The sequence below is a fragment of the Acinetobacter guillouiae CIP 63.46 genome (genome assembly GCF_000368145.1).
In the GTDB taxonomy this organism is placed as follows: Bacteria; Pseudomonadota; Gammaproteobacteria; order Pseudomonadales; family Moraxellaceae; genus Acinetobacter; species Acinetobacter guillouiae.
Map to the genome: position 1 here is coordinate 96579 of NZ_KB849287.1, position 20606 is coordinate 117184.

Here is a 20606-nt window from a genome sequence, read left to right on the forward strand (position 1 = left end):
TATGCTGAATCAATTTAAATCTTTTAAACTTCAGAAAGGCAAAATTTCTCAACGCCTACTGATCATCATTACTATTGTGATGACTGCTCTTATTGCTATGGGTTTGTTCTTTTCATCTAAAAAAGCAAGTAGCAATGATGCTGGTGAAAATGAAGCAGGGCATGCTGAAGAAGGGCATTCACATGATGAAAATGCTAAGGGAACCACCAAAGACGGTGCTGAAGAAGCGAAGCACAGTGAAGAAGAGGGTGGCGAGAAAGAGAATGCTGAAGCCATTAGTCTGACCGCGCAACAGATTACTGAACAAGGAATCAAACTTGCTAAAGTAGAGATGGGCACTGTTACCAAATCAGCTTCTTATCCTGCAAAGGTTATGGTCAATACCGACCGTCAAGCACATGTATCACCTGCATTTAGTGGGCAGGTGGTTGCAGTCAATGTTGAGTTGGGACAGCGTGTGCAAAAAGGGCAGGCATTGGCGACCTTGGTGGTGCCTGATTTGGTTGATCAGCAGGCGAATTTACAGGTCGCACAAACAAGCTTAGAGCTGGCACGTCAGGACTATGAACGAGAGCGTCAGTTATGGTCACAAGGTATTTCTGCCAAGCAGGATTATCAACGGGCTTACAATGCCTATAAACAAGCACAGATTCAGGTACAAGCAACCAGATCACGTTTATCTGCTTTTGGTGCCTCATCGAGCAGTAATGGTCGCTATGTTCTCACAGCACCAATCGCAGGCATCATCAGCAAAAAAGATTTGGTCATGGGTGAAAATGTACAGCTTGCCAGCCAGTTATTTATCATTGATCAACTGGATCAGCTATGGCTTGAATTTATTGTACCAAGTTCTGAGTTTTCAGCGATTGCACCCAATCAGCAGGTTGAATTTAAGTCACTGCAAACGGGGAATACTTTTAAAGCACAGATTCAAAGTTTAAATAGTGAAGCTGATTTGCAGACTGGACGTTTACAAGTGCGTGCCAAAGTATTGTCGAATGCGGCTGAATTACGTCCGAATTTGATGGTCAATGTTCAGCTACAACAGCAAGGCACTGCTCAAGCATTACGTGTACTCAAAAGTGCCATACAGAAAGTTGAAGGAAAGGATATTGTTTTCGTTTCCAGTGAACATGATAAGAAAATCGAGTTTACTGCACAGCCTGTTGTACTGGGTCAGGTATCTGGTGATGGTCAGTGGGTTGAAGTGAAGTCTGGTCTGACTCAAGGTCAGCAATATGCAGGTCAGGGTAGCTTTTTGCTGAAATCTGAATTGGAAAAAGGAGAGGCGAGCCATGGGCATTAATGATTCTTCTGATTCTAAGTTAGATCTCGATGCGGATTCAGCATTACCTCAACCTGAAGGTTTATTTGATCGACTGATTCAATTTTCGATTAAAAATGCCATTTGGGTCATGCTGTTTATTGTGGCATGGATTGGCGTGGGGATTTACGGTTATCAAAAATTACCGATTGATGCTGTACCCGATATCACCAATACCCAAGTGCAAGTGAATACACAAGCGGCTGGTTTTACTGCATTAGAAGTTGAGCAAAGGATTACCTACCCCATCGAAACTGCGATGGCGGGTTTACCTAAGCTAGAGTTGACCCGTTCTATTTCCCGTTATGGTTTATCGCAAGTGACCATTATTTTTAAAGATGGGACGGATATTTATTGGGCACGACAACAGATTAATCAACGCTTACAAGAAGCCCAAACCGAACTGCCAGATGATATTGCACCGACAATGTCTCCTGTATCGACAGGGCTGGGTGAGATTTATCAGTGGGTGATCAAGGCTGAGCCGAATGCGAAAAAACCTGATGGTACGCCCTATACAGCGATGGATTTACGTGAAATTCAGGACTGGATTGTACGACCGCAGTTACAACGTGTTCCTGGTGTTGCAGAGGTCAACTCCATTGGTGGCTTTAATAAAACCTATGTGGTCACGCCTGATTTAAATCGTTTGCAACAATTACAAATCCCTGTCAGTGATCTACAAAACGCTTTAACTGGAAACAATGAAAACCGTGGTGCTGGTTTTATTGAAACTAATGGGCAGCAATTGACAGTACGTGTTCCAGGAACCTTGAACAATATTGAAGATATTCAAAATGTAAGTATCGGCAATAAAAATGGTTTTCCGATCCGAGTTGCAGATGTAGCGACTGTTTCGATTGGACATGATTTACGTACAGGTGGTGCAACTTACAATGGCGAGGAAACAGTACTCGGTATCGCCATGATGATGATGGGTGAAAATAGCCGTACTGTGGCGAAATCAGTGGATGCCAAAATCAAGGAAGTTCAGCAGTCTTTACCGAAAGGTATTGTGATTCAAACCGTATATGACCGGACAGCTTTGGTCGAGCGTGCGATTAGTACAGTACAGAAGAACCTTGTAGAAGGGGCGATTCTGGTCATTGTTATTTTGTTCCTATTTCTTGGTAATTTCCGTGCAGCGTTAATTACTGCGTGTGTGATTCCGTTATCGATGCTGTTTACTTTGGCGGGTATGGCTGAGCAGAAAATTAGTGCCAATCTGATGAGCTTAGGCGCACTGGATTTCGGGATCATTGTGGATGGTGCAGTCGTTATTGTTGAAAACTGTATTCGGCGACTGGCAGAGGCACAGCATGCAAAAGGCAGATTACTTTCACGAGCAGAACGTTTTAAAGAAGTTTTTCTTGCGGCTAAACAGGCACGTCGCCCTTTAATCTTTGGTCAATTAATTATTCTGGTGGTGTACTTACCTATTTTTGCTCTGTCTGGTGTTGAAGCAAAACTCTTCCATCCGATGGCTATGACGGTGGTATTGGCACTGGTGGGTGCAATCATTCTTTCTGTTACTTTTGTCCCTGCTGCAGTGGCTTTATTTGTTAATGGTGAAGTTAAAGAAACAGAAAGTCGCTGGATGCTGTGGTTAAAGCAAAAATATGAAAAACTACTCAATTTAGCCTATAACTTCAGAATGTTAGTCGTCACCCTTGCTGTGAGTATTCTGTTTTTAACGGGCGTGCTTGCCACACAAATTGGCAGTGAATTTGCCCCCACCTTGAGTGAGGGCGATTTTGCAGTGCAACAAATGCGTTCGCCAAGTACTGGCCTAGAGCAGTCTTTACGTATGCAGGAGAATACTGAAAAGTTATTGCTCAAAGAGTTTCCAGAAATCAAAGCCATATTTGCCCGTACAGGGACGGCAGAAGTGGCAACAGATGTCATGCCGCCTAATATTTCCGATGCTGTGGTGCTGTTAAAGCCACGTGATGAGTGGAAGAATCCAAAGCAAACAATTGATGAGCTACGTCAACGTATGATTGCATTTCTTGGTACATTACCCGGAAATAATAGTGAGTTTTCTCAACCGATTGAGCTGCGTTTCAACGAATTAATTTCTGGTGTGCGAAGTGATGTGGGGATCAAGATTTTTGGCGATGATATGGAGGTGTTGAATCAGCAAGCCACTAAGATTGCACAACAAATCAAAGGGATTACTGGCGCAACTGCCGTCAATGTGGAACAGACTTCAGGCCTACCACTTTTAAATGTTGAAGTGAACAAAGCCGCGGCAGCGCAATATGGTCTGTCGGTGAGAGCGATTCAAGACTTGGTGGCAACCAGTGTCGGCGGGCAGAATGTTGGTCAGATCTTACAAGGTGACCGCCGTTTCGACTTTGTGATTCGTCTGGATGATGCTCAACGTACACCTGAACATCTGGCCGTTTTACCTATTCAAACACCGAATGGTGGTCTAATCCAACTTCAGGATGTGGCTAAAGTTGAAAATATCCTCGGTATTAATCAGGTTAGTCGTGAAAATGGTAAACGTCGTGTCGTTGTGACCGCTAATGTCGAAGGGCGCGATTTGGGCTCATTTGTCACCGAATTACAATCGACTTTGGCGAAGCAGGAAATGCCTGCGGGTTATTGGTTGAGTTATGGCGGACAGTTCGAAAACCTAACCTCTGCGAAGGCACGTATGCAGCTGGTCGTTCCTCTGGCGTTGATAACTATTTTTGTGTTGTTGATGGCCGTTTTCCATAACTTTAAGGAAAGTTTGCTGGTATTTACTGGTGTGCCATTTGCACTGTGTGGTGGTTTGATTGCACTGTGGCTTCGCGGTATACCATTGTCGATGTCTGCAGGTGTGGGCTTTATTGCGCTCTCAGGTGTGGCAGTATTAAATGGTTTGGTAATGTTGACCTTTATTAAGGAATTACGTCAACAACTCGATGTTTATCAGGCCACATGGCAAGGTGCAATTTTACGTTTAAGGCCCGTATTGATGACGGCTTGTGTGGCATCGTTAGGTTTTGTGCCGATGGCGTTGGCTACAGGGACAGGTGCGGAAGTTCAGCGTCCACTGGCAACCGTGGTGATTGGCGGCATCATGTCATCCACCTTACTGACTTTGGTGATTTTACCGGTGATTTATCGCTGGATGAATGAACGTAAAGTTAAAGCACAAACGGATGGTTGATCGTTAATTTAAAAATAACCTCACCGTTCTTAGCCAAGAAGGGTGAGGCATTGAAACTGTATAGACAGTTTATTATTGGCTAACAGGCAATACACCTAAACTAATGATGGTGTAATTTTGATTTACAGGTTGAGTGGTTTGGTTAAATGCTTCACTGATTTCAAGCAGATATTGCCCTGAATAAGGAAAAGTGACTGTCGCTGAACCATCTTGAGCAACCGGAACTTTTTGCGCTTGTTTATCGGTTTGCCCTTGAGCACGGATGAGCAGTTCAGCATTTTTGAGTGCTTGTCCTGATTTTTTAATCAAGATTTGTACAGGTTGCTGCGCAGTAATGCTGTTGGGGTGGGTTTTAAATTCGACTTGTATTGCAGCATCAGTGTTGTTTTGAATAGGTGACGTTTTTTCTTTAGAAATATAGCTTTGGATTGACCATTCTCGGTTAATGGTGATCGGTACAGGCGGTTTCTTAAAGTCAGCAGGAATCACATATTCGCGCTCAGCGATCTTACCTGCTTTCTCAGCAGGGACATCAAAAAGCATTTTCCATTCTTTATTATGTTGGACATATTTGAGTGGGAAAGACGCTTTGCTGAACAGGTGATAGGTGCCTGCTTGTGGTAAGGCTAAGTCAAACACCGTAGCCGATTTTAAAGTGCTTGCAGCTTCAACTTGTAACTTGCTTTGATCTGGTTGAATCACGTTGAGTGCGGTTTGTTTCATGGCATGTTCTGCATTTAGTGCTTCTTCAGCATAGGATGCAATCACTGGGATTTGTGTATTTGTGGTGTTATAGCCCAGAGGTGCAACATAGGGTTCATGTGCATAACTATAAGAGCAAAGAAGTACAGAAAGGTAGAGGTATTTTTTCATTGTCGATATTCCATTAACAGGGGTATTTGAACTGTGGAAAATATAGTCGCCATTATATAGAAGAAACCTTATTATTGATAATAATAATTATTATCAATAATAAATAGAAAAAATATTCAATATTTTGATAAAACAAAATCAGAGGTATGAACATGAGTGAACAACAAGGGCATGATCATAGTCATGCTGTCGTCACAGAAGGAAATGTAAAAAAACTAACCTTTGCATTGGCGTTAACCAGTACCTTTCTAATTGTTGAAGTGATTGCGGGTTTCATGACGCAAAGCTTGGCTTTATTGTCCGATGCAGCACATATGTTTACTGATGCAGTAGCATTGGCAATTGCATTGGTTGCCATCAAAATTGGTAAATTACCCGCAGATGATAAACGGACCTTTGGCTATCAGCGTTTTGAAATTTTAGCAGCGCTGTTTAATGCCATGATGCTGTTTGTGGTTGCAATTTATATTCTCTATGAGGCGTATCAGCGCTTTAGCCAACCCCCTGAAATTCAGAGTGTCGGTATGATGGTTGTGGCGGTTATTGGGTTGGTGATTAACCTCATTTCAATGAAGATTTTATTCTCCAGTTCAAAGGAAAGCCTCAATATAAAAGGTGCTTATCTGGAAGTATTGAGTGATGCACTCGGTTCTGTGGGGGTGATCATCGGGGGCGCAATTATTTATTTCACTGGCTGGATGTGGGTGGATACGATTATTGCTGTACTCATTGGCTTTTGGGTCTTACCAAGAACATGGGTTCTGCTAAAACAAAGTATCAATATCTTACTGGAAGGTGTGCCTGAGGAAATTGATATTGAAAAATTACGTAATGATCTTTTATCGGTTAAAGGTGTAGAAAGTATTCATCAACTTAAGGTTTGGGCCATTACATCTAAAAATGTGCATCTGACAGTACATTTATTTGCACCAGAAGCGGATCGGAATCAAGTGTATCAACAGGTCATGGAAATGCTCAGCCATCAACATGGGATTACTGAGATGACGCTACAAATTGAAGACAATGAGTGTATGGTGCATTCGCATGAATCAGATGGGCATGATCACAGTAATGCTGATGATGACACACATACAGATGAAGCAAAAAACCATTCACATTAAGGTGAATGGTTTGATTTGAACATGAGGCAAAGCTGAAGGATTAGATTTGCCACTCATGATTGCAGTCACGGCACTTCCAGCTTTTATTGGCTTGCATAAATGATTGCATTGATATTTTAAAATCAGGCAGATCACGCCAAAACATTACCCCTGCAATCACAGCTGCAATGAAGACCACAACTGTTGCAATTTGCAATGTTTGACCTGCACCGTTGCTGAAAATCCACATCACAATACTAATGACGACCAGTAACAACAAAATAAACAGTAACGGAATCAAAAATACCAAGCTTTTTGGAACAACAGGACGTACAGCAGGCGTATTCCCATGGGTAACAGGCAAGATTTTTCGACTTTGGCACTTTGGACATTGGTATTGCATGGTGGCTCCACATTTATAATCTAAGCATATTCTAATCGTTCTATTTTAGAATGCAAAAAAGACTGAATTGCAGCTTAAAAGCAAAATTTAGGCAATAAAAAACCCAAGTCATTGTGCTTGGGTTTTTTACAAAGATGTCGCCATCTTGAATATGGCGTCCCTACGGGGATTCGAACCCCGGTTACCGCCGTGAAAGGGCGATGTCCTAGGCCTCTAGACGATAGGGACAAGTGAGGCAACACAGGTAAAACTTTTGGTGGAGTCAAGGAGGATCGAACTCCTGACCTCTACAATGCCATTGTAGCGCTCTACCAACTGAGCTATAACCCCCAGTCTGTGTGAGCGCAATATTAGGGATATTGCGCTCACACGTCAACAGAAAATTTAATTAAGCTTCATCAACTGCATCATTTTTCGGCAATTTGATGCTTTCGTTCAGTTTTTCCCAAACTTTTGCTTCTTTTTTGCTCGGGCCACCCACAATTTCAAGTGCATGACGTAAACGGGCAAAGGTTAAATCCGGGCCAATGGTGACCATCGATTGCATCACAGGAGTCGATGATGTTGAACCAGCAATTGCGATAAAGAATGCTGGCATGAAATCACGGAGTTTGATTTCCATTTGATTCGCCAAATCCATCAAGGTTTGGCTCACAGTATCGTTGTTCCAAGTAAACAAGCTTTCTAAACGCCAAATTGCAAATTGTAAGCTTTGACGAACTTGTTCTTCAGTCAACTTTTTGCTGTCAAATTGCTCTTTGGTCAATGTTGGGAATTGATTGAAGTAAAAACCAGCCCAATTTACCGCTTCAGACAGTAAGTTAATACGTGGTTGAATGGCCGCAGCAATATCTTCTAGGGTTTGGCGATCAGATTTCCAAGCCAAAAGTGTATTTAACAGTTCAGCAGGGCTGAGTGCTTTAATCCATTGTCCATTGAGCCAGTTTAGTTTTTCAACATCAAAAATTGGACCACCCAAAGACACACGCTGGATATCAAAATGTTCAATCATTTCAGCCAAAGAGAATTTTTCTCTTTCATCTGGCATTGACCAACCCATACGGCCTAAATAGTTTAGTAAGGCTTCAGGCAGCACACCGATGTCTTTATAGTAGTTGATTGAGGTTGGATTTTTACGTTTAGACAATTTTGACTTGTCTGGGTTACGCAACAATGGCATATGGCACAATGTTGGCATGTCCCAACCAAAATATTGGTAGAGCAACTGGTGTTTTGGTGCAGATGGAATCCATTCTTCACCACGAATCACATGGGTGATTTCCATTAAATGGTCATCGACTACATTGGCTAAATGATAAGTTGGCAAACCATCTGTTTTGAGTAGAATTTGCATGTCGACTTGCGCCCAAGGAATCTCCACTTCACCACGAAGTAAGTCATTGAATTGGCAAACGCCTTCTTCAGGGACTTTCATACGGATCACATGAGCTTCACCAGCAGCCAAACGCTGTTGTACCTCTTCTGGGGAAAGTTTTAAGCCACGACCGTCATAACCAGGGGTTTCACCACGGGCTTGTTGTTCAGCACGCATTTGATCAAGCTCTTCCGCCGTTGCGAAACAGTAAAAGGCATGACCTTTTTCAACAAGTTCTAAAGCATATTGTTTATAGATTCCCATTCGCTCAGATTGGCGATAAGGAGCATGAGGTCCGCCGATATCAGGCCCTTCTGACCAATTTAAACCTAACCAACGCAGCGAATCTAAAATCATTTTTTCAGATTCAGGGGTTGAGCGGAGTTGGTCGGTATCTTCAATACGAAGAATAAATTCGCCACCATGTTGTTGTGCAAAGCATAAATTAAACAAGGCGATATAGGCAGTGCCTACATGCGGAAAACCAGTTGGAGAGGGTGCAATACGAGTACGGACTTTCATAACTAAATATTATTCAGAATGTAAATTGAAACTATTATAACGAAAAAGCCCAACTGCTTAAGGGTTAATTCACCAATAAACGATTGGGCTTCTAAATTCTTTTGAGGAGCGTAGAATTTATTTTTCTAAATCAAATTTTTACAAAGTATGCGGTTGGAATAAAGCTTGCACAAAACAAGAAAATTTCTGATGTTGTTCAGCTAAAAAGTTTTGTGAGGCTGTGGTTTTAATCGATGTTAAAACTTTAAGCTGATCTTTATCTGAGATCAGTTTATTCTCGCCACGCTTTTGTTGATTGAGCGCTTTTTCAATCGGTGATTGTTTGTCTACCACAACAATTAATGATTGTATTGGCTTGGTCGTATCTTTAATTGCAGCAGTATGGCCTGTTTGTGCCATCACTGCGAGTCCCAGACTTAAGCCCAAGATCTTTAAATAAGAATCATTCATTCCATCGGCTCCCCTTGATGGTCAAATTTTTGTTCTTGAACATGTTTATTGTAGCAAAACAACTTACAAAAAGCATAACTACGTCACATTTTTTAATAATACTACACAAAAAATGTTTAAAAAACAATCATTGAAACGAAATGTAATATTTTAATTGATAACATATAAATGTGGATGAATCGTGAAGAATTCAAGTTTAGGTTAATTTGTGTAAAAAATATACTCAATAATTTACATGAGTAATACACATTTTTAGATATCTTAAATTATGAATAAGATAGTTTAAATATTTATAAGTAATTGATTGTTAAATTAAAACAATAAAAATATAGTGCTTCTAAATCATTAGAAACCGAGAAAGAAATGAAAAAACTACTGCTTTTAAGTGCGATCAGTTTAATCGTCACAGGGAATGCCTATGCAGCGAAAGAATTTTTAAATGTATCTTACGATCCTACCCGTGAATTTTATCAAGAATATAACAAGAGTTTTGGTCAATTTTGGAAATCAAAAACAGGCCAAGATATTGAATTTAAGCAGTCTCATGGTGGTTCTGGTAAGCAAGCACGCTCAGTGGTAGATGGTTTGCAAGCAGATGTGGTGACATTGGCTTTGGCTAATGATATTGATGAAATTGTCAATGCGGGTCTGATTGAAAAAGGCTGGCAAAAAGAATTTCCAAATAATTCTGCACCCTACACATCTACCGTTGTTTTTTTAGTGCGTAAGGGCAATCCCAAAGCAATTAAAGATTGGAATGATCTGGTAAAACCGGGGGTTGAAATTATCACACCAAACCCTAAAACAGGCGGTGCGCCGCGCTGGATTTATTTATCAGCGTGGGGCTATGCATTAAAACAACCGGGTGGCAATGATGCAAAAGCGCGTGAATTAGTTAAACAAATATATAAAAATGTCAAAGTGTTAGATTCAGGCGCACGTGGCTCGCTCACAACATTTGCGGATCGTGGTATTGGCGATGTTTTGTTGTCTTGGGAAAATGAAGCAATTTTGGCGACGTCTGGTCCAGATAAAGATAAATATCAAATTATTTATCCATCCATTTCAATCCTAGCTGAGCCTTCAGTCGCAATCGTCGATAAAGTGGTTGATAAAGATGGTAATCGTAATTTAGCGAAAGGCTATTTAAATTATCTTTATTCACCTGTAGGGCAGGACTTGGCAGCAAAATATAATTTCCGTCCGCGTAATGCCAAAGCTGCGGGCAAATATGCGGCAAAATTTCCAAAAATTAAACTCTTTACTATCGATCAAGTTTTTGGCGGTTGGGCAAAAGCGCAAAAAACCCATTTTGCCAATGGGGGGATTTACGATCAATTTACGGCTGAAAAGTAATTTGAATCAAATACAAACAAGTCCTCTTTGATCAAAGGGGGGCTTTTTTTAGCTTGATACATTTGCGATAAAAATAAATAAAACAGACAAAATATACACCACAGCGATGTTGAGCGCTTTTATTAATTAAAACAATAGATTGATTTTTAATCTGTGCTAAGTTTGCGGGTATTTCGCTTTTTGATTGAAGTTTATTCGCTTATTTCATATATTTAGAATAATTTTAGCGATGTTAGCACTCATAATATGAAAACTAATTTTAAAGCACTGATGAGTGCTATGGTTATTGCGACGGGATTAACTGTTGCAACGACAGCAAGTTATGCTGCTGACCGTGAATTTTTAAATGTGTCTTATGATGCAACGCGTGAGTTTTATGATGAGTTTAATAAATCATTTGGCGCTTACTGGAAATCTCGTACAGGTAAGACTGTTGATTTTAAACAATCGCATGGTGGTTCGGGAAAACAAGCACGAGCTGTGGTTGATGGCTTAAAAGGTGATGTAGTGACCTTAGCTTTGGCCAATGATATCAACGAAATTGTGAAATCAGGTCAAATTAATCCAGGTTGGGAAAAAGAATTTCCAAATAACTCAGCACCGTATACGTCTACCGTTGTGTTTTTAGTACGCAAAGGCAATCCCAAAGGTATCAAGGATTGGACAGATTTGACCAAACCTGGTGTACAAATCATTACCCCTAATCCTAAAACAGGCGGTTTACCACGCTGGATCTATCTCTCAGCTTGGGGCTATGCACTTAAACAACCGGGTGGTAATGATGCTAAAGGACGTGAGTTTGTTTCTAAGATGTACCATAACGTAAAAGTTATGGATCCAGCTGCACGTGCATCGATGACCACATTTGCTGAACGTGGGATTGGTGATGTTTTACTGACTTGGGAAAATGAAGCCATGGTGAGTAAGAAAGCATCTGGCAATAAATTTGATATTGTCTATCCATCGATGTCAATTTTGACTGAACCGTCAGTGGCAATTGTTGATAAAACAGTAGAGAAGAATGGCAATAAATGGTTAGCAACGGGTTATATTAACTATTTGTATTCTCCAATAGGTCAAGATATGGCAGCACGTCATTTCTATCGCCCGCGCAATGCAAAAATCTTAGCTAAATATTCCAACCAATTCCCTGTACTGAAAACATTTACCATTGATGAAGTCTTTGGTGGTTGGGCAAAAGCACAGCAGACGCACTTTGCCAATGGCGGTGTTTTCGATCAGATTTATAATAGCAAGCGCTGAGTATCAACTATTTTGATTGAAAAAACCTCCTTTTTAGGAGGTTTTTTCATTCTGTTATGAATCAGTTAGACTAATATCAAAGTGAGTAATCAATTTAAACTATGGATATTACGCTAAGGCTTGCGACTGAAAATGATATTGAGGTTATTTTTGATATACGAACGTCAGTCAAAGAAAACCATTTGTCAAAACAACAACTGACTGAACTGGGTATCACTGAGTCGGTCATATTGGATTTAATTCAAAATACTTCGACTGTCTGGCTTGCAGAGCTGCAGCATCAAGTGTGTGGTTTTTCGATCGCAGATTTAACCGACGGTAGCGTATTTGCCATGTTTGTTCACCCTGATTTTGAAGCCAAAGGTGTCGGAACTGCGCTTTTGAAAAAAGCAGAAGATTTATTATTTGAATATTTTCAAGAAATTTGCTTGGAAACCGATCAAAAAAGTCGTGCTTTTGAATTTTATCTCCGACAGGGTTGGCGTGTTTTAGCGTATTTTGATAATGGTGATGTGAAAATGCTCAAGACACGATAAAGCTTTGTAGCAGGATGGATGAGCTATTTTTTGTACTGAACTTTTATAAAAAGCACTTTAAAACGGTTTTCTCTATAAAAAGTAATATTTCCCTACAAAAAGTCGTTTGGAGCTTTGGCAAAACAAGGTAATAATGTGCAGTTACTTTTTTTGCTTAAACTGAAACCATAATTATGTCTCATATTTCTGTATTACTACATGAAACTGTCGATGCTTTACTTGCAGATCGCAATACAGGAATTTACGTGGATGGGACATTTGGGCGTGGTGGACACACCCGTTTATTGTTGTCTAAATTAGATGAACATTCAAAAGTTTATGCTTTTGATAAAGACCCACAAGCATTAGAAGTGGCATATCAGTTAGAAAAAGAAGATCCTCGTTTTAAAATTATTCATGCCAGTTTTGCAGATTTACAACAAGAATTAAATCAATTGGATATTTATCAAGTCGATGGGATTATGGCAGATTTAGGGGTGTCATCACCACAGCTAGATCAAGCAGATCGTGGTTTTAGTTTTATGAAAGATGGACCACTTGATATGCGTATGGATAATTCTCAAGGACAAACAGCCGCAGATTGGCTACTGGATGTAGACGAAGAACATTTGGCCAATGTGATTTTTCAATATGGTGAGGAACGTTATAGTCGTCGTATTGCACGTGCGATTAAGCAAGCAGGTTATATTGAAACCACTGGAAAATTAGCGGAAATTGTGAAAGTTGCGCATCCTAAGTGGGAAAAGAATAAACATGCTGCAACACGGACGTTCCAAGCTATTCGTATTGAAATTAATAAAGAACTCGATGACGTACATACCTTTTTACCTCAAGCCGTAGATTTGTTAAAATCAAATGCACGTTTGGCAGTCATTAGTTTCCATTCACTTGAAGACCGGATTATTAAACAATTTATTCAAAAAGAATCAACGTTGCCAGAAGATAATGGTTGGGGATTGCCTCAGAAAGTACAAGATACTCGTCGACTGAAAAAAGTTGACAGAATTCGTGCCAGTGAGGAAGAAGTCAAAGCCAATCCTCGCTCACGTAGTGCTTGGCTTCGAGTTGCAGAACGCTTAGAACAAAAAGGCGCAGAATGAAACAAGAAATTATAGAAGAATCAAGTCATAAGCTGGCAATAAAAAAAGCGATTGTTTATGGCGTATTGGTTGTCGCAGTGTTGATCAGTGCCTTTATGGTGGTGTTGCAAGTCTTTGCTTATCGTCATGATTTTCGTGATTTAAATAGTTATATGCGTGAACGTGAAGATATCAATGCGGAATGGGGACGTTTGCTCATTGAACAACAAACATTTGGTGCAACTGCGCAAATAGGAACACGCGCAGTAACACAATTGAGAATGTATTCACCGCCAGCTGCGCAAACAGTTGTCATTTCATTACCAACTGAATCAGAGCAGAAGAAGTAAGGCATCTGTATGGCAGATAAGCAAACTAAACCGACTCGGCAGCCACGTAAAAAGCAGCCATCCATTACCCAGAAAAGTACTGTATCGATAGATATGTGGCGTTTCTATTTAATGTGGAGCGTGGTGCTTTTATGTTTTGTCGGCTTGGTCGGACGTGCATTTTATGTGCAAGTGATTAATAAAGACTTTTTACAAAATAAAGCCAATGCCAACATTCTACGTTCTGAAACATTAAAAGCCATGCGTGGTGTGATTAGTGATCGTCATGGCGTGCCTTTGGCAATCAGTTCTCCAATCATGAAAGTGGTGATTGATCCACGTGAATATTTTGAGACTAAAAAACAGTTTGATACCATCACGGCTGAATTACAGAAGACACCCAACAGTCGTAAACTCAAACGCCAATTGCCTGATGAAAATTTAAATTTAGATGAATTGGCAGATGCGGTTGGTCTTGATCGTGCCGACTTAAAAAAACGTTTAAATGAACGTCCACGTTCTCGTTATTTGGTACTTAAAAAAGAAGTTCCGCCACCACAAGCAGATTTTATTACCCAACATAAATTTGCTGGCGTTTATGCCGAGAAAACCTATAAACGTTATTATCCTCAACCACAACCCAATGCACAAATTATTGGTCTCACCAATAGTGAAGGGACGGGGATTGAAGGTTTAGAGATGCAGTTAAACTCCCGTCTGGCTGGTGAAGATGGTGAGCAAAAGATTTCTCGTGATAAACATGGTAACCGTATTACCACCCCTGAAGTTGTGAAAGAAGTGAAAGCAGGGGAGAATATCACCTTAAGTATCGACTCACGTTTGCAATATATTATGTATCGTGAGTTGACTGCGGTGGGTGTTGCCAATAATGCACGTTCTGCTTCTGCAATTGCTGTGGATGTAAAAACGGGCGAAATTCTGGCTATGGCGAGTTGGCCTTCTTATAATCCTAATGATAAAAATGGCTTAAGTAATAAAGATGCCATGCGTAACCGTGGTGCAATTGACATGTTTGAACCTGGTTCAACCATGAAACCTTTTACCATTGCAGCAGGTTTGGAAAGTGGCAAATATACCCCAAACTCGGTGATTAGTACCAGCCCAGGTTCGATGCGTTTAGGTTCACATACCATTCGTGATACGCATAACTATGGTTCGTTGACCGTCACTGGTGTGATTATTAAATCCTCGAACGTCGGTTCGGCAAAAATTGCTTTGTCTTTACCAAAAGAAACCTTGCCAAGTTTCTTTAGAAAGGTCGGTTTTGGTCAGCGCTCGGCGGTTAAATTCCCAGGTGAGAGTGGAGGTTTAGTGCTTCCACCTGAAAAGTTAAATTCTTCGCAAATTGGTACAATGGCTTATGGCTATGGTCTAAATGCTACGATTTTACAGTTGGCGCAAGGCTATGCAATGTTGGCCAATCATGGTGTGGAATATCCTTTAAGTCTTTATAAATTAAATGATCAGCCCAAAGGTAAACAGGTTTTAGCGCCTAAAATTGCTGATGAAGTTTTGTTGATGTTAGAGCAAGTTACGATGCCTGGTGGTACTGCAAAGCAAGCCAATATTCCCGGTTATCGCGTGGGTGGTAAAACAGGTACAGCACACAAGTTGCGCCCTGACCATAGAGGTTATTCGAATACTGAATACCGTGCTTTATTTGCTGGTGTGGCACCGATTAGTGATCCTCGTTTGGCGGTTATTGTTGTAGTCGAAAATCCGCGTGGACAATACTATGGTGGTTTGGTTGCCGCTCCAGTGTTTGCCCGAATTATGCAAGAATCTTTACGTTTAATGAATGTGCCTTTAGATAAACCTCTTGAAACGGCTAAGGCCAAGCCATAGGTAAACTATAATGATTAATTTTCAAGATATTTATAAAGTTGATAATACAAAGGCTTGGATGTCTGAGTCATTTAATGGCTTTTCTCTAGATAGTCGTTATGTACAACAAGGGCAAATTTTTATTGCTTTGACCAGTTATTCGCAACCAGAAAAGACTGCACAATTCGCTCAAATCGCTTTAGACAAAGGCGCATTGGGCATTATTAGTGAAACAGATTTAGGTTTTGAATCTGCATTGATCTGCCCAGATGTGCGTCAGTTGATGGGACAATGGCAAAAACAATATTTACAAGCGACATCTCCTGTAAAAGCTGCGCGAATTCTTGCAGTCACGGGAACCAATGGTAAAACCACGATTTCACGCCTCGTTGCTGAATTACTGGCATTACAAAATAAAAAATGTGCAGTGATGGGAACTACGGGGAACGGGATTCTGCCAAACCTAGAAGCATCTTCGCATACCACTTTAGATGCGTTGCATTTACAAAATCTTCTGCATGATTTTGCTATGCAAGGTGCTGAATTCGCTTCAATTGAGGCAAGCTCGCATGGTTTGGAACAAGGTCGTTTAAATGGTTGTGATATTGAGATTGCTGCATATAGTAATCTGAGTCGAGATCATTTGGATTATCACGGGACGCTTGAAGCCTATGCTGAGGCAAAAGCGTTACTGTTTAAATTTGCTGCGTTAAAAGTTGCAGTAATTAACATAGATGATGCGCATGCAGACCTAATGATGAATGCTGCAAGCAGCAATCTGTCACATCCGAAAGTATTGACTTATTCAACCTCTAAAGCGGCTGATTACCAAGTATTTGGGATTAAATATAGTTTAGATGGGGCAATCTTCCATCTCAAAACAGCCAAAGCTGAATTTACCGTGAATAGCCCATTGCTGGGGCATTTTAATATTGAAAATTTGGTGGCCAGTTTAATTGTTGCTGAACAAGCAGGTTTTGATTTAAAACAACTTATCGCAACCGTAACCAACCTAAAAGGTGCACCTGGACGTATGCAGGTGATTCGTGATCAGGATCGTCTGTTTGTGGTGGATTATGCACATACACCAGACGCTTTAACTCAGGTTTTAAAAACCTTAAAACGTCATGTTGAAAATCAGCTTTGGGCCGTCTTTGGTTGTGGTGGTGATCGTGATCGCGGTAAACGCCCATTGATGACCAAAGCAGCTTTGGAACAAGCCAATCCTGTGATGATCACTTCAGATAATCCGCGTACAGAAAATCCTGAGCAAATTTTTGCCGATATGAAGTATGAAATTGATTTTAGCCAGCATGAGGTTCACGAAATCCGTGATCGCCGTGAAGCAATCAAATATGCAGTTAAGCATGCACAATCAGGTGATATTGTTGTGATTGCCGGAAAAGGGCATGAAAATTATCAAGAAATTGATGGTGTTCGTCATTGGTTTGACGATGTCGTTGAAGTGCAATCGGCAATAGACGCACAACATCATAAACCCAATTCAGCTTATCCAGCTCACTAGGAATAAGAGATGCACACCTCTACCACCAGTACTGTGCCTTTGGAGCCATGGTCAGCAGCACAACTTGCTGAAGCTACCCAAGGTTATTGGTATTTAGATCAAGCACCACAAGGTGAAATTAAACGTATTTTGACTGATTCACGTCATGCTGAATTAGGTGATGCTTTTTTGGCGCTCAAAGGTGAGCGTTTTGATGCACATGATTTTGTTGCCCAAGTGGCTGAGAATGGCTGCCAAATTGCCATCGTTAGCCATCCTGTTGATGTGAATATCTGCCAACTTGTCGTTGCAGATACACGTTTGGCATTGGGGTATTTAGGTGCGTATCGTCGTGCTCAACATCCACAATTAAAAGTGATTGCACTTACAGGCAGTAGTGGTAAGACCACCACCAAAGAGATGTTGGGGAGTATTCTTTCACGTCTAGCTCCGACCTTGATTACACGTGGTAATTTAAATAATGATCTTGGTGTGCCAATGATGCTATTGGAGCTGCGTTCAGAACATCAATATGCGGTGATGGAGCTTGGTGCAAGCCATCAAGGTGAAATTGATTACACCTCAAATCTTGTACAGCCACATGTTGCTGGTATTTTAAATATTGGAACTGCACATTTAGGCGAATTTGGTGGGCGTGATGGAATTTGCCGTGCCAAATCTGAAATTTACCGTCATATTGATCAAGCTGGAATAGCAATTGTTCCTGCTCAGGATGATTTTACCGATACGATTCGTCAAGTGGTAGACACTGAGCAAGTGTTAAGTTTTGGTCAGGGTGGCGAAGTCTTTGCGACAGATGTTCAGTTATACGCACAGTCTGCAATCTTTACACTCAATACGCCTCAAGGTGCAAGAACCGTCAATCTTCCTTTTGCAGGTGAACATAATGTCCATAATGCAGAAGCAGCGGCAGCATTTGCCTTAGCGATTGGTGTTGGTTTAGACGATATTGTGATCGGCTTGGAGTCGGCACAAGGTGCAAAAGGGCGTTTGAATTTTATTCATAAGCACAAGCATTTATTTATTGATGATACCTATAATGCCAACCCGACTTCAATGCGTGCAGCAGCTGAAGTACTTGCGCAACAGCAAGGGATCAAAGTGATGGTGATTGGCGATATTGGTGAACTGGGCGATACTGCTGCGCAGCAACACTATATGTTGGGTCGTGATCTGGTTTCAGTGGATGGGATTCAATTTGTTGTTGCAGTAGGTGAGTTTGCTCCTGCTACACAAGAAGGTGCGCGAAGCACTCAATATGGTAAAAAATTACAAGCTTTTCTTAGCCAAGAACAAGCTTTACCTTTATTGTTAAGTTTAATTGCAACACATCAACCACAGTCCATGAGTTTCCTGTTTAAAGGTTCTCGCTATACCCATATGGAAACGTTGATGGCTGATTTGATGGAGAAAGTTTAATGCTGTATTGGTTATTTCAACACTTGGCGGGTTATGAGAACGCGTTCCAAGTTGTTCGATACTTATCGTTACGAGCATTGCTCAGTGTATTGACTGCACTTGCGATTGGTTGGGCCTTGGGACCAGTAATGATCCGTAAATTACAAGCGCTCAAATATGGTCAGGCTGTCAGTTCATATGCACCTGAAAATCATGCCAAAAAAATGGGTACGCCAACAATGGGCGGGATTTTAATTCTGCTTTCAATCGGGATCAGTACCTTGCTTTGGGCAGATTTATCCAATCCTTATGTATGGATCGTCTTGGCTGTTATGGTGATCTTTGGTGCTGTAGGTTGGGCGGATGATTGGATTAAAGTCCGTTATAAAGACAATGCGGGTTTACCTGCCAAGAAGAAATTCTTTTGGACTTCGGTTGGCTCTTTGGGGGCGGGTATTGCGTTGTATATCATTGCAACTCAGCAAGACAGCCCTGTACATACAGCGAATATGCTGGATTTGTTGATACCATTTTTTAAAAATCTGAGTATTCCATTGTCTTCAATTCCATTGGGTATTGGCTTCATTATTTTTACCTATCTGGTAATCAATGGTGGATCAAATGCAGTGAATTTGACTGATGGTTTAGATGGTCTGGCGATCATGCCGATTGTTTTGGTTGCCGCAGGTTTAGGTGTTTTTGCATACTTGGCAGGTGATATACGCTTTGCCAATTATTTACATATTCCCTATGTAAAATATACCTCTGAGCTGGTGATTATTTGTGCTGCAATGATTGGAGCGGGTTTAGCATTTCTTTGGTACAACGCGCATCCTGCCCAAGTCTTTATGGGAGATGTCGGTGCATTATCATTAGGTGCAATGCTGGGCACTATCGCGGTAATGGTTCGTCAAGAGATCGTCTTTGCAATTATGGGCGGGGTCTTTGTAGTAGAAGCAATCTCGGTATTCTTACAAATCGGATCATTACGTATGCGCAATAAACGTGTATTTCTTATGGCACCGTTGCACCATCATTATGAGAAAAAAGGCTGGCGTGAGACTCAAGTGGTGATCCGTTTTTGGATTATCACAATTATGCTGGTAGTTTTAGGTCTAATGACATTAAAATTACGTTAAGCCAAAGTGATTTGAAAAGTCGGCATTTGCCGGCTTTTTTTATGGCCTAAAAATATCTTTTGGAGAATACGATGAATTTGTTGATGTGCCCTGTATGTCGTGAGGCATTGAGCCTATCGGATCGGACTTGGCGCTGTGTAAATAATCATAGTTATGATGTGGCAAAACAAGGCTATGTAAATTTACATGTAGTACAACATAAGCATAGTAAAAATCCAGGGGATACGCCTGAATCTGTACAAGCACGACGTGGATTTTTAAGTGGTGGATTTTATGCACCTTTACAGCAAGCCGTGGTTGAGAAAATTCGTGAGTTACAGGTTGAAAACCTGCTGGATATCGGCTGTGGTGAAGGCTACTATACCGATGCAATGCAACATCAAGTGATGCAATGTATTGGGGTTGATATTGCAAAAAATGCAGTTCAGGTTGCTGCAAAACTCAATAAAGATGTGACATGGATTGTGGGAACAGGAGCGACTCTACCTGTTTTGGATCATTCGATTGATTTGTGTACCAGCTTATTTAGCCCGATCCCAGAAGAAGAAATACTCCGAGTACTTAAGCCGAAGGCTTATTTGATGGTGGTAACACCTGCACCAGAGCATTTATATGGGATGCGTCAGGGCTTGTTTGATGAAGTTAAAGCCCATGAACCGCAAAAGTTTGTCACGCAATTACAGGCATCTTTTGAATTAATAGAGCAGCCGATTATCGAAACGACGTTTGAGCTGGATCAAGCACAACTCAAAAACCTGATTGCGATGACCCCTTATGCTTATAAAGCAAAACCTGAAAAGCGGTTAGTTTTGGAAGCACAAGTTAAAACGATGTTAAAGGCAGCCTTTCAAATATATATTTTTCAGAAAAAAAAATAAAAAACTAAGCCATAAAAAATGCCATCAATTGATGGCATTTTTTATTTG

Annotated in this window: 17 protein-coding genes and 2 tRNA genes; 13 read left to right on the forward strand and 6 right to left on the reverse strand. The window is 40.8% G+C overall.

Annotated features, from left to right (window positions below):
* Position 1 precedes the first annotated feature (1 nt).
* Positions 2 to 1306, forward strand: a complete 1305-nt coding sequence (locus F981_RS20670; protein WP_004725384.1) for an efflux RND transporter periplasmic adaptor subunit — start codon at positions 2 to 4, stop codon at positions 1304 to 1306.
* A complete protein-coding gene (locus tag F981_RS20675; RefSeq protein ID WP_004725386.1) occupies positions 1296 to 4487 on the forward strand; it encodes an efflux RND transporter permease subunit in 3192 nt (1063 codons plus the stop codon). Before F981_RS20670 ends, F981_RS20675 begins: the two co-directional genes overlap by 11 nt.
* A 72-nt stretch (positions 4488 to 4559) precedes the next feature.
* Here F981_RS20675 and F981_RS20680 read toward each other — a convergent pair whose 3' ends face one another.
* Positions 4560 to 5360: a DUF4198 domain-containing protein gene (locus tag F981_RS20680; protein ID WP_004725389.1), complete on the reverse strand. Its 801-nt coding sequence runs from the start codon at positions 5358 to 5360 to the stop codon at positions 4560 to 4562.
* Positions 5361 to 5512: 152 nt separating this feature from the next.
* On the opposite strand from F981_RS20680, the gene F981_RS20685 reads away from it, so the two are divergent.
* Entirely contained in the window at positions 5513 to 6481 is a 969-nt protein-coding gene (locus F981_RS20685; protein WP_004725391.1) for a cation diffusion facilitator family transporter, read from the forward strand.
* 40 nt (positions 6482 to 6521) lie between these two features.
* Here F981_RS20685 and F981_RS20690 read toward each other — a convergent pair whose 3' ends face one another.
* From F981_RS20690 to F981_RS20710, 5 genes are all read right to left on the reverse strand, one after another.
* Complete coding sequence (locus F981_RS20690; protein ID WP_004725393.1) at positions 6522 to 6863, reverse strand: hypothetical protein; 342 nt, start codon at positions 6861 to 6863, stop codon at positions 6522 to 6524.
* Positions 6864 to 7015: 152 nt separating this feature from the next.
* Positions 7016 to 7091: transfer RNA gene (locus tag F981_RS20695), tRNA-Glu, on the reverse strand.
* Positions 7092 to 7117: 26 nt separating this feature from the next.
* Positions 7118 to 7193: transfer RNA gene (locus tag F981_RS20700), tRNA-Ala, on the reverse strand.
* Positions 7194 to 7251: 58 nt separating this feature from the next.
* A complete protein-coding gene (gltX, locus tag F981_RS20705) occupies positions 7252 to 8760 on the reverse strand; it encodes a glutamate--tRNA ligase (RefSeq protein WP_004725395.1) in 1509 nt (502 codons plus the stop codon).
* 138 nt (positions 8761 to 8898) lie between these two features.
* Positions 8899 to 9210, reverse strand: a complete 312-nt coding sequence (locus F981_RS20710; RefSeq protein WP_004725398.1) for a hypothetical protein — start codon at positions 9208 to 9210, stop codon at positions 8899 to 8901.
* A 363-nt stretch (positions 9211 to 9573) separates the two neighbouring features.
* Between F981_RS20710 and F981_RS20715 the strand changes: the two genes are divergently transcribed.
* The 10 genes from F981_RS20715 (at position 9574) to F981_RS20760 (ending at position 20558) form a co-directional block, all read left to right on the forward strand.
* Positions 9574 to 10566 (forward strand): sulfate ABC transporter substrate-binding protein, encoded by a 993-nt coding sequence (locus F981_RS20715; protein ID WP_004725400.1) that lies wholly within the window; start codon positions 9574 to 9576, stop codon positions 10564 to 10566.
* Between the two features lie 246 nt (positions 10567 to 10812).
* A complete protein-coding gene (locus tag F981_RS20720) occupies positions 10813 to 11829 on the forward strand; it encodes a sulfate ABC transporter substrate-binding protein (protein WP_004725402.1) in 1017 nt (338 codons plus the stop codon).
* 101 nt (positions 11830 to 11930) lie between these two features.
* A complete protein-coding gene (locus tag F981_RS20725; RefSeq protein WP_004725403.1) occupies positions 11931 to 12365 on the forward strand; it encodes a GNAT family N-acetyltransferase in 435 nt (144 codons plus the stop codon).
* 173 nt (positions 12366 to 12538) lie between these two features.
* On the forward strand, positions 12539 to 13465 hold the full coding sequence (rsmH, locus tag F981_RS20730; protein WP_004725405.1) for a 16S rRNA (cytosine(1402)-N(4))-methyltransferase RsmH: 927 nt from the start codon (positions 12539 to 12541) through the stop codon (positions 13463 to 13465).
* On the forward strand, positions 13462 to 13794 hold the full coding sequence (ftsL, locus tag F981_RS20735; protein WP_004725407.1) for a cell division protein FtsL: 333 nt from the start codon (positions 13462 to 13464) through the stop codon (positions 13792 to 13794). The genes rsmH and ftsL overlap by 4 nt, the downstream gene beginning before the upstream one ends.
* Before the next feature lie 9 nt (positions 13795 to 13803).
* Positions 13804 to 15639, forward strand: coding sequence for a penicillin-binding protein PBP3 (gene ftsI / locus F981_RS20740; RefSeq protein WP_004725409.1), 1836 nt, complete (start codon positions 13804 to 13806; stop codon positions 15637 to 15639).
* Between the two features lie 7 nt (positions 15640 to 15646).
* Positions 15647 to 17143 carry a UDP-N-acetylmuramoyl-L-alanyl-D-glutamate--2,6-diaminopimelate ligase gene (locus F981_RS20745; RefSeq protein ID WP_035371648.1) on the forward strand — a complete coding sequence of 499 codons (1497 nt, stop codon included), beginning with the start codon at positions 15647 to 15649 and terminating at the stop codon, positions 17141 to 17143.
* Positions 17144 to 17152: 9 nt separating this feature from the next.
* Positions 17153 to 18562: a UDP-N-acetylmuramoyl-tripeptide--D-alanyl-D-alanine ligase gene (locus F981_RS20750; RefSeq protein ID WP_004725414.1), complete on the forward strand. Its 1410-nt coding sequence runs from the start codon at positions 17153 to 17155 to the stop codon at positions 18560 to 18562.
* Positions 18562 to 19680, forward strand: a complete 1119-nt coding sequence (mraY, locus tag F981_RS20755) for a phospho-N-acetylmuramoyl-pentapeptide-transferase (RefSeq protein WP_004725416.1) — start codon at positions 18562 to 18564, stop codon at positions 19678 to 19680. The genes F981_RS20750 and mraY overlap by 1 nt, the downstream gene beginning before the upstream one ends.
* 71 nt (positions 19681 to 19751) lie before the next feature.
* Positions 19752 to 20558 (forward strand): putative RNA methyltransferase, encoded by an 807-nt coding sequence (locus F981_RS20760; protein WP_004725418.1) that lies wholly within the window; start codon positions 19752 to 19754, stop codon positions 20556 to 20558.
* Positions 20559 to 20606: the final 48 nt, after the last annotated feature.

Excerpts from the sequence above, each read along its gene's own strand:
- F981_RS20670 (WP_004725384.1), top strand. The coding sequence starts at position 2 with ATGCTGAATCAATTTAAATCTTTTAAACTTCAGAAAGGCAAAATTTCT.
- F981_RS20675 (WP_004725386.1), top strand. The coding sequence starts at position 1,296 with ATGGGCATTAATGATTCTTCTGATTCTAAGTTAGATCTCGATGCGGAT.
- F981_RS20680 (WP_004725389.1), bottom strand. The coding sequence starts at position 5,360 with ATGAAAAAATACCTCTACCTTTCTGTACTTCTTTGCTCTTATAGTTAT.
- F981_RS20685 (WP_004725391.1), top strand. The coding sequence starts at position 5,513 with ATGAGTGAACAACAAGGGCATGATCATAGTCATGCTGTCGTCACAGAA.
- F981_RS20690 (WP_004725393.1), bottom strand. The coding sequence starts at position 6,863 with ATGCAATACCAATGTCCAAAGTGCCAAAGTCGAAAAATCTTGCCTGTT.
- gltX (WP_004725395.1), bottom strand. The coding sequence starts at position 8,760 with ATGAAAGTCCGTACTCGTATTGCACCCTCTCCAACTGGTTTTCCGCAT.
- F981_RS20710 (WP_004725398.1), bottom strand. The coding sequence starts at position 9,210 with ATGAATGATTCTTATTTAAAGATCTTGGGCTTAAGTCTGGGACTCGCA.
- F981_RS20715 (WP_004725400.1), top strand. The coding sequence starts at position 9,574 with ATGAAAAAACTACTGCTTTTAAGTGCGATCAGTTTAATCGTCACAGGG.
- F981_RS20720 (WP_004725402.1), top strand. The coding sequence starts at position 10,813 with ATGAAAACTAATTTTAAAGCACTGATGAGTGCTATGGTTATTGCGACG.
- F981_RS20725 (WP_004725403.1), top strand. The coding sequence starts at position 11,931 with ATGGATATTACGCTAAGGCTTGCGACTGAAAATGATATTGAGGTTATT.
- rsmH (WP_004725405.1), top strand. The coding sequence starts at position 12,539 with ATGTCTCATATTTCTGTATTACTACATGAAACTGTCGATGCTTTACTT.
- ftsL (WP_004725407.1), top strand. The coding sequence starts at position 13,462 with ATGAAACAAGAAATTATAGAAGAATCAAGTCATAAGCTGGCAATAAAA.
- ftsI (WP_004725409.1), top strand. The coding sequence starts at position 13,804 with ATGGCAGATAAGCAAACTAAACCGACTCGGCAGCCACGTAAAAAGCAG.
- F981_RS20750 (WP_004725414.1), top strand. The coding sequence starts at position 17,153 with ATGCACACCTCTACCACCAGTACTGTGCCTTTGGAGCCATGGTCAGCA.
- mraY (WP_004725416.1), top strand. The coding sequence starts at position 18,562 with ATGCTGTATTGGTTATTTCAACACTTGGCGGGTTATGAGAACGCGTTC.
- F981_RS20760 (WP_004725418.1), top strand. The coding sequence starts at position 19,752 with ATGAATTTGTTGATGTGCCCTGTATGTCGTGAGGCATTGAGCCTATCG.